Raw genomic sequence first — 592 nt, 5'->3', positions numbered from 1 at the left:
CCCCTGCCCGAAGGGCGCGGCGGAGGTATTGCCTGCCTCCCCAAAACCCCAGAACAGGTCTTCGGTTATCGTCAGCACCCGGCTGATGCCGACAATGCGCCCCCACACGTCAAGGCCGTAGCCCTGCGCCGTCTGCACATTCCAGATCAAGTTATAGAAGCTGTCGATGCTGGCCGTCGGGTCGATGCACTGGTTCCATGCGTCGATCAGGGTGCAGAGGGTGAGGCTGTTGGCGTACTGGCTGATGACGGTCTGCTGCACATTATCCATGTCACACCAGCGCCAGCGTGATGTCGGCGGGATCAAGCGTGGGCGCCTGGTTGATGTCCATCTGCACCGTAAAGCCGGTGGGCGCGGCGGCCGTGCCGATCGTGATCTCCACGATCTGCGCCCATGCGCCCAGCGCCGCGATCCCGGCATAGAACCTGCTGGCATACAGCCGTGACGCAATGCGCGCCCGCGTCCCGCCATCCGTGCCGTCGAAGGCCGCGGCCGCCACCGCCTGTATCTGCGTCAGCGCATCTGACGGCACGGTCGCCGAACTGGCGAGCGACACGGCAATGAAGATCGGCGTGGGCGTCGCGTAATCGAA

At 64.7% G+C, this 592-nt stretch carries 1 protein-coding gene and 1 pseudogene; both read right to left on the bottom strand.

What is annotated here, in order from left to right; translation table 11 throughout:
- Positions 1-270, bottom strand: a 270-nt coding sequence (locus HNH97_RS17110; RefSeq protein WP_171791687.1) for a DUF2612 domain-containing protein, incomplete at its 3' end; no start/stop codon positions are given.
- Between the two features lies 1 nt (position 271).
- A pseudogene (locus HNH97_RS17105) lies at positions 272-592 on the bottom strand (baseplate J/gp47 family protein); the annotation flags it as partial.

Origin of the sequence: Gluconacetobacter entanii, from assembly GCF_013155425.1 — a bacterium.
Classification (GTDB): domain Bacteria; phylum Pseudomonadota; class Alphaproteobacteria; order Acetobacterales; family Acetobacteraceae; genus Novacetimonas; species Novacetimonas entanii.
The sequence above is the reverse complement of the archived record's forward strand: the minus strand, read 5'-3'. Positions and strand labels throughout refer to the sequence as shown.